General features: G+C 57.3%; 7 protein-coding genes. All 7 read right to left on the bottom strand.

Features of this window, described 5'->3' with window-relative positions:
* On the bottom strand, positions 1-703 hold a 703-nt coding region (locus ABHR63_RS09770), incomplete at its 3' end, for a histidine kinase N-terminal 7TM domain-containing protein (RefSeq protein WP_346965185.1).
* A 253-nt stretch (positions 704-956) separates the two neighbouring features.
* Complete coding sequence (locus tag ABHR63_RS09765; protein WP_006236296.1) at positions 957-1,601, bottom strand: DUF4867 family protein; 645 nt, start codon at positions 1,599-1,601, stop codon at positions 957-959.
* A 135-nt stretch (positions 1,602-1,736) separates the two neighbouring features.
* A complete protein-coding gene (locus ABHR63_RS09760; RefSeq protein WP_006236297.1) occupies positions 1,737-2,225 on the bottom strand; it encodes an S-ribosylhomocysteine lyase in 489 nt (162 codons plus the stop codon).
* Positions 2,226-2,427: 202 nt separating this feature from the next.
* Positions 2,428-3,438 carry a LacI family DNA-binding transcriptional regulator gene (locus tag ABHR63_RS09755; RefSeq protein WP_040360103.1) on the bottom strand — a complete coding sequence of 337 codons (1,011 nt, stop codon included), beginning with the start codon at positions 3,436-3,438 and terminating at the stop codon, positions 2,428-2,430.
* Between the two features lie 182 nt (positions 3,439-3,620).
* Positions 3,621-5,039, bottom strand: a complete 1,419-nt coding sequence (locus tag ABHR63_RS09750) for a 6-phospho-beta-glucosidase (RefSeq protein ID WP_040360109.1) — start codon at positions 5,037-5,039, stop codon at positions 3,621-3,623.
* 146 nt (positions 5,040-5,185) lie between these two features.
* Positions 5,186-6,634: a PTS transporter subunit EIIC gene (locus ABHR63_RS09745; protein WP_138374337.1), complete on the bottom strand. Its 1,449-nt coding sequence runs from the start codon at positions 6,632-6,634 to the stop codon at positions 5,186-5,188.
* 70 nt (positions 6,635-6,704) lie between these two features.
* A complete protein-coding gene (locus ABHR63_RS09740) occupies positions 6,705-7,544 on the bottom strand; it encodes a PRD domain-containing protein (RefSeq protein ID WP_040360113.1) in 840 nt (279 codons plus the stop codon).
* Positions 7,545-7,831: the final 287 nt, after the last annotated feature.

The raw sequence follows: 7,831 nt of genomic DNA, 5'->3' as shown, positions 1-7,831 counted from the left end.
GGGTGGCTGAGCCCGATGGAGTACCGCAGGAAGCTTGGATACGCCTAGGCGCGGTCCAAGAAATCGTCCGCACCCCCAGGACGGCGAAATATCCCCAGCCGTACGTGTAGTCGTTGCTCCAGGTGTCGCTTGTACGGTCAAAGCGGAAGACCTGCTGGTGAAAATCGTTGGTGAGCACAAATCCGATAAGCAGGATGGCCACAATCCACAGCGCAGCGCAGTAGCGGCGACCCAGGCGGTGTTGCTCCAGGCCCGCAAGGCGCAGACCACACAACTGGTAGAGCAGCGGAATGAGCGTCATGGGCACGTAGTACAGGTACCACAGCACGGTGGCATAGAACGGCGTGAACGACTTGTACTTGAGAATGACTTCGATCATCCACAGGGTGCAAATGGTGGCAATGGCAACAAGGCGGCGGCGCAACACATAGTCCAAACAGCGAAGATAGACCGATACGCCCCAGATCGAAAATACAATTGCGGCGACAAGCAACGGCAGAGAGCTCGAATGGACGAGCGCATCCACGACCTCTTCGGACGCCTCGCTATAGGCGGGCACGGTGTTAGAAAGTTTGGGGTCGAAGGCGAACAGCGCCGGCAAGACTGCCAAAAGCATGAGGAACAGCGCGGTGATGGCACCGGCGATAGCAAAGACGCGGTGACGGTACACCTGATGTGTTATGCCAACAAGGAATCGCGGCATGGCGAAGAGCCTGCCGCCCCTGGGATCCGCCACGGGTGCGGATCGGGCGGCCGCGTGGCCGATATGTCGCTCGCGGGTACCCATAGTGCTTTTAGTGTACCGACAGGTGGGCCCAAAAAGCGGGCCACATGTCCCAAAATCCGCAGACGGCAAGGCGCCCGGCAGCCTCCCCCGTCCGGCACTTCCCGATATCCGCCCGCCCCAAACCACCGCAAAGGGGACAGGCACCTTTGTGGTGGTTTGGGGCGATGCGCTAGTCCACGGCGATGTCGAGGTTCTTGCCGATGAGACCTACGTAGCCGCCCTCGGCAGCCTTGGGGCTGTCAGCATGGCAGAGAACCCACTTGTCGGCCTTCCAGTAGCAGTAGCTGTCGCCAGCCGTGGGCATGTCGGCTGCAGCCTCGGGGCGCGGGCCGTTGGTGCCGGCGGGCAGCGCCACCATCACCTGGAAGCCGCCGTCGTCGACCATGCAGGGCGTGTAGTGAAGCGTGGTGTTGAAAACCTCAACAAGCGTGCCGGCCGGCACGCGGAACGCCTTGACGCACGCGGTATCGAGCTTGCCGTCCTCGATCTCCCAGCGATGCGCCACGAGCAGGATAAAGTCGCGGGCGCCCAGGTTGAACTCGCTCGCGCGGTGGTACTCCAGGCAGTTGAGACGCGTGTTGTGGCCGTTGCACCAGCCCAGCTGGAAGGGACGACCGCCAAACATGAGAAAGCCCAGCTTATCGGCATCCATGACACCCTCGAGCTCGGGCGCGGAGGCCACATACTTGCTGCCCTCGGGGATGGGCGTGGAGGCAAGTGCCTCGAGCACGGGCGACGTAAGCTCGGACGGAACGTTATCCCAAACGTTGCCATAGGACTTGAACTCGGGATCAGAGACAGAGTAGATATGCATGTTCGCTCCTGTTCGTTTGTGTGACAGTATGAACATTCTAGAACAATCTTGTTCTGTTTTGAGCACTCGGCATAAAAAAGCGCTCCGCAAAGAGCGGGAGCGCTTCTGGCACAAACGTTATTCCTGCAAGCAGCCTTACGCCTGCTGATAGTGCAGGTGATTCTCGTCGATATCGGCCAAGTCGCGGTCGAGGTAGCGGCGCGCGAGCCAGTTTGCCATGGGAAGGTTCTGGTCCAGGTAGTTACCGCACTCCTCGGGAGCGGCACCGGGGATATCGCCCTCAAAGCCAGCGACAAACTCGAACAGCTCACGCACGAGCGGCAGAATCTCCTCGCTCGTCACCTCGCCAAACACGACGAGGTAAAAGCCCGTACGGCAGCCCATGGGACCAAAGTAGACAATGCGGCTCGACCACTCGGCATGATTGCGAAGGAACGTCGCGCCCAAGTGCTCGATGGTGTGGCATTCGGCCGTGTTCATAACCGGCTCCTTATTGGGCGTGGTCAGGCGCAGGTCAAAAGTGGTGACGGCGGCGCCGGTCGCCGGATCGCGGTCGATGCGGCTCACATACACGCCGGGCTCAAGCAGCAGATGGTCAACGGAAAAACTCGCGATGCGCTCCATGGCAGATCCTCTCGGTAGTTAAATTGGGACGGGGCTCTTTTAGCTGGTTCGAATGGTCGCACCAATCATACCAGTCAAAAAAGCCCCGTCCCAAATGAGCTACCCGGGACGGGGATCAATGAGTTTTAAATCCCCGTCCCAGAAAAATCATTCTAGGTAATCTAGAAGGACTTTTCCGCTCTGGGGTCTGGCGCCGTTCCGACTAGATCTCGCGCACGCTTTGGCGCTCGACAAAATAGGTCGATACGGCCGTCTTGCAGGTATAGCTCTTGGGATTGCGGATGTTGCCCACCAGGCGGCGCACCGCGATCTCGCCCACCTCGTGCTTGGGAACGTGCACCGTGGTGAGCGGCGGGTTGGAAAAGGCGCCCAACGACAGGTCGTCAAAGCCGATGATCGAGACATCCTCGGGCACGCGAATACCGTGCTCGTTGAGCGCGCGCATGGCACCCACGGCGAGCACGTCGTTTTCGGCAAAGAAAGCCGTCGGCAGGTCGTCGTGCGAGACGCTGTCGAGCCACGCGCCCATATCGCGATAAGCGCCCTCGAGCGTGGTGCCCAGCGTGACACGCCATGCCGGATTGGCCTCGAGGCCCGCATCCTCAAGCGCTTGGCGATAGCCGCGCTCGCGGTCCTTAAAGTTGCGGATGCGAAGGTCGCCCGCCAGATAGCCGATTTGCTTGTGACCTTTCTCGATAAGGTAGTCCACGGCGCGCAGTACCGAATCGGTGTTGGCAATGACCACGGCATCAAAGTATTGGCGATCGCTCCAGCCGTCGAGCACGATCAGGTGGGCGGCGGCGTTGGCGAACAGGGCGTAGTCCTCCTCGCCCAGCTCGGTACCCATCAGCACGATAGCGGCGGACGGATCGGCGATCAGGCCCTCGACCTGCGGGCGCACAGCGTCAAGATCGCTAAAGTCGAGCGTGACAAAGCTCGTGCTCATGCCGTGGCGACGCGCCTGGCGCTCCACGCCCTCGATGACCGCGGGATGGAAGGTGCTCTCGTCCAGGATGGCGGCCGTCTTGCGCGCAAGCACAAACTGGATGCTCTCGAGCTGCGTCGACTGCTGGTAGCCGAGCGACTGCGCACACTCCAGGATGACCTTGGCGGTCTCCTCGCTCACGCTGCGCTTGCGGTTGAGCGCGTTGGACACGGTTGCGGGCGAAAAGCCGGTAATGCGGCTGATCTCGCGGACGCTTGCTTTAGCCATCATTCCCCCTAGCATCGGTCGCGGCCGAGCATCGTGGCTTGACCGCCCCGTGGCTCGGCAACTAAACGACCGCAAATTCAATCTAAACAGAAGAGTAAATGTTTATTAGCTAGTTTAGCCTGTTGTCAAGCAAAGTGGCGCGACTATTCCCCCAACGGGCGCATTTGTCCATCTTAACGTTATTACGCAAGGTCTTCGCCATTGCTTGCTATTACGCGTCGGTACCATTCGAAGCTTTTCTTTTTACGTCTCTCAAACGAGCCCGCACCGCTATCGTCTCGATCGACATAGATAAACCCGTAGCGCTTACGCATCTGTCCTGTGGCGACCGAAACCAAATCGATCGGGCCCCAACAGGTATATCCCATGAGTTCCACCCCGTCGAGCTCGACGGTCTCCCTCATCGCCTCGATGTGGGCCCGCAGGTATTCAACTCGATAGTCGTCTTCTATTTCACCCGAATCTTCCGGCACATCAGGAGCACCCAAACCGTTTTCGACGATGAACAGCGGCTTTTGATAGCGATCCCAGATTTCATTCATGGTGACGCGCAGCCCTTTGGGGTCGATAAACCTCCCCCAAGGCTCCTGTTTTAGATACGGATTAGGCGCCGAGCGAAGAAGGTTCGAATCGAACTGACCTTCCGCATGCGCTTTTGCGACGCGCGTCGAGTAATACGAAAACGAGACGAAATCGACCAGGTTTGCAGCCAGTACTTCGCGGTCATCATCCCGATAGGGCACCTCAAAACCATGGCGGGCGTATTCCTTGAGAACATAGCTCGGGTACGCACCGCGCACCTGGACGTCGGTAAACATGTAATGGCTGCGATTCTCAGCCTGCGCAGCCAGCACATCGTCCGGATCACATGTAGCCGGATAGAAGACACCTGCGTTGAGCATGCAACCGATCTTCGCCCCGGGGCACAGTTCATGACACGCCCCGACCGCACGGGCACTCGCAACCAATACATGGTGCACGGCCGTGTGAACCGTTGCATAGCGATTCTCCCCTTGCTCGAAGATGATCCCCGCCGCCATAAAGCACGCCTGCGTCATGATGTTGATCTCGTTAAAGGTCAGCCAATAATTGACCAATCCCCGATAGCGCTCGAACACGGTACGCGAATATCGATCGAACAGGTCGACCAACCTGCGATCGCGCCATCCGCCATACGCATCGACGAGATGCATGGGGACATCATAGTGGTTGAGCGTCACCAAAGGCTCAATGCCATGCGCGCGGCACGTCCTAAAAACATCCTCGTAAAAGGCAAGGCCTTCTTCATTGGGCTCGGCTTCGTCTCCTTTGGGAAAAATGCGGCTCCAGGCGATCGATAAGCGCAGGCATTTAAAACCCATCTGGGCAAACAGTTCAATATCCTGCTTGTACCTATGGTAAAAATCAATGCCTTTGCGAGCGGGATAGAAGCTGTCGGGTGCCAACGCACGCGGATCAAGGTCTCCCCGCATGACGTCCATGCGTTGATCGCCAAACGGCAGCATGTCGGAATTGGCTAAACCGCGACCGCCTTCGTTCCATCCTCCCTCGCACTGGTTTGCAGCCAGAGCCCCGCCCCATAAAAAATCTTCTCTAAACATTATGGTGTCGTCCTTTCTATCAAATTCCCGGCCCACGCTGTCGAACGCAACGGACTCGGCAAGTGCCGTGCAACAGCACAGTACCGTTGCGCGGCCAAGGGGTCGGACCGCGCAACGGCTGGGGAGCATATTTGTGCAGTAGCCTCTTATGCCTCGACGGATTCAACAGCCTCAGAATCGCCGCTCTTGGACTTCAACGGCATCTTCTCCTGTCCTTCAAATCCAAAAACCATCGCCAACGCAAACGTCACGGCACCGCCAGCAAGACACCCGATGGTGCCGGGGATGATATCCTGAGCAAACATGAGCACGTTCATCCATGGGAAACCAACGCCAGTGAAGATATAGACGTTGGCATGAAGAAGGCTTACCAGCAGACCACCGACAGCACCACCAATCATGTTCCAGGCAAGAGCTTTCTTGTCGCGAAACAGGATGCCGTAGATGATGGGCTCACTCACGCGACCGAAGGCATAGGTGATGAACAAGTTCCAGCCCGTGGCTCGATTCTCCTTGTCCTTAGCGCGCAGGCCATAGGCGAGCGCGATGGCAAGCGTGGTGTAGGCTACAACCGCGGCGCCGGGGTATAAGATGGCGTCGTAACCGTTCTGGAGCGCGGCGGGCAATATGGCGGTATAGATCGGCACGTGCATGCCGGTGGCGATGATCAGATTCCAGAATGCGCCGATAACCGCGGTCGCAGCGGGACCGGCAACAGAGGCGAGCCAAATGATGAAATCGGCCACAAGGCCCATGACAAATTGGACGGCAGGGCCGCAGAGGCACAGCGCGACCGGCAACATCACGAGCACCGTACCCACGGGTACGATCAGAACGCGCAACATATCAGGCGAGATCTTCTTAAAGAAGCGCTCAACATAGGACTGGGCCCAGGTGATCAAGATGACCGGAAGAACAGCCTGGGTGTAGTTGACGAGCTGCATGGGGATGCCGAAGACGCTGAAAGGCTTTCCGTCCTCAACAATAGCGAGCATGTCGGGATAAATCATCACAACAGCGATGAGCAGTGCCAGCACAGGACTCGTTTTGAACTTCTTAGCCGAGCTATAGGCGGCAAACACCGGGAAGTAGTAATACGCCGCATCGCCCACCAGGGAAAGGATCCGATACAGGTCGCTCGTTTCGGACATAAAACCGGCGCCTTCGGGCCCAAACAGAATAACGAGCATCTTGAAGATACCGGCGACACAAAAGATCGGAAGAATCGGGGTGATAGCGCCGCTCACGGCATCGAGCAGCTGATTGAAGAGGTGCTTGGGCGCCAAGCGCTCCTTCCAGCTAAGCTGAGGGCCATCGAGTTCCTCGTCAATCGATACCGTGACCTCGAATCCGCCCTGCTTACAAACCTCGTCGTAGACCTTGTCGACCGTGGGCCCGATCACCAGCTGCACCTGCCCTCCGGCGTGCACGACGCTGATGATAGACGAGATGTCCTCAAGCTTCTCATCATTCGAGAGGCTTTCATCCTTGAGGCTGAAGCGCAGGCGCGTCATGCAATGCGTAACCGAAGCCACGTTTTCCGCCCCGCCCACAGTGGAGAGAATCTGCTCTGCCACCTTTTTGTAATTTGCCATCATTGGCTCCTTTGCACAATCTTGGCTTACTGTTCGAATCGGCAAAGGTCATGCCCCGAATGGCTATGGGTTACAATCCTTTTTTGGAGATGATCCGGTTGAGATGGATCATCAGATAGAGTTCCTCCTCCTCGGAGAGCGTGGCGTCCCACGTTTCACGACAATAGGAACCGATATGCTTCACGCACTCTGCCAACTGCGGAAACTCCTCACGAAAGTTCTTGTACATCTGCATGTTGGCGCTGTTCAGCGACTCGCCGGCTTGAATGCGCTTGAACAGGTACCGCAGATGCGTGGCGAAGCGGGTGAAATCAAAGGAATCGCGGTCGACAATAATGCGGAAATCGCTTTCGAGAATCTCGATAACGTCCTCGAGCATATCGTCGAACTGCTTTGTGGGCTCGGCCGTGGCTTTGACGGCTTCAACAACCCGTGCGTTCACGAGATTCATCGCAATACTGGCAATCTCATCCTTGGGAAGCCGCTCTCCGAGCTCCTTCTCGAGTCGCATGACGATAAACTGGGCAGCCTTGTATTCCTTCGGATACGTCTCCCGCACTTCATAGGCAAGAGGCATCGCGATGCGGACCCCCTTTTGGGCTCGCGCAACGGCAAACGACAGGTGATCAGCCATGAACAGCGTCGCATTGGTTGAGAGGTCGTAGGGCAGTTCGTTGGCAACGATGTCCATAACTTTCGCCGCAAACATCACGATATCCGAGGGAAGATCCCTCATGACATCTTGTCCTTTAGGATCAATGTCGTAAAACGTATGCTCGATTTTAGAAAGAGGGAGCTCTCGAGGAAAATCTCCGCCGAAACCGACGCCCCTGCCCATGGCGATGACATCTCGCCCCTGTCCGTCACGGCAAAGAACCGCGTTGTTGTTAAGCTTTTTAATTGCAAGCATGGTGAACCTCCTTTCAAGAACACTCACAGAAAAAGGCATGATAGCCAATAGCAGTGCTATTGCGGTCATGCCTTACGTAACAATCCGTGTTGTATTGCTCTTGGGCATGCCTCCACACAGGAGTAACAATCCAAGATGCAAAATGCATTATAGCGCTCTCCCCGCCCCGGGGACCATCGGGCTGGCGAACGGTAGATGTCGGCCCGCCAGCCTTGAATATCAACTTCATCCGAACACCTCCCATATTCATCCGTACATGTACGGATGAATATGGGAACCCGATACCC

Origin of the sequence: Collinsella aerofaciens (assembly GCF_039752775.1) — a bacterium.
In the GTDB taxonomy this organism is placed as follows: Bacteria; Actinomycetota; Coriobacteriia; order Coriobacteriales; family Coriobacteriaceae; genus Collinsella; species Collinsella aerofaciens_R.
Note: the sequence above shows the minus strand (reverse complement) of the source record. Positions and strands in the feature narration are given on the sequence as shown.

Coding starts and splice junctions, on each gene's coding strand:
- ABHR63_RS09740 (WP_040360113.1), bottom strand. CDS start 7,544: ATGCTTGCAATTAAAAAGCTTAACAACAACGCGGTTCTTTGCCGTGAC.
- ABHR63_RS09750 (WP_040360109.1), bottom strand. CDS start 5,039: ATGTTTAGAGAAGATTTTTTATGGGGCGGGGCTCTGGCTGCAAACCAG.
- ABHR63_RS09760 (WP_006236297.1), bottom strand. CDS start 2,225: ATGGAGCGCATCGCGAGTTTTTCCGTTGACCATCTGCTGCTTGAGCCC.
- ABHR63_RS09765 (WP_006236296.1), bottom strand. CDS start 1,601: ATGCATATCTACTCTGTCTCTGATCCCGAGTTCAAGTCCTATGGCAAC.
- ABHR63_RS09745 (WP_138374337.1), bottom strand. CDS start 6,634: ATGGCAAATTACAAAAAGGTGGCAGAGCAGATTCTCTCCACTGTGGGC.
- ABHR63_RS09755 (WP_040360103.1), bottom strand. CDS start 3,438: ATGGCTAAAGCAAGCGTCCGCGAGATCAGCCGCATTACCGGCTTTTCG.